Raw genomic sequence first — 232 nt, forward strand, 5'->3', positions numbered from 1 at the left:
CGTGGCGGCAACGGCGCTGACAGTGGTCGCCTATATCGTCGTCACACAGCGCATCACCGAATGGCGTACGCATCTGCGGCGCGAGATGAACGATCTCGACGGCACAGCCCTGTCGCGCGCGGTGGATTCGCTGCTGAATTACGAGACGGTCAAATATTTCGGCGCCGAACACCGCGAGGAAGAACGCTACGCCCAGTCGGCCCGCGCCTATTCCGAAGCGGCTATCAAGTCC

At 62.1% G+C, this 232-nt stretch carries 1 protein-coding gene; it reads left to right on the forward strand.

The window, feature by feature from the left end; all coding sequences use genetic code 11:
• Positions 1-232: ABC transporter transmembrane domain-containing protein (locus A3736_RS08190; protein WP_255362974.1), on the forward strand; the 232-nt coding region annotated here is incomplete at both ends.

The sequence above is a fragment of the Erythrobacter sp. HI0063 genome (assembly GCF_001635685.1).
GTDB lineage: Bacteria > Pseudomonadota > Alphaproteobacteria > Sphingomonadales > Sphingomonadaceae > Qipengyuania.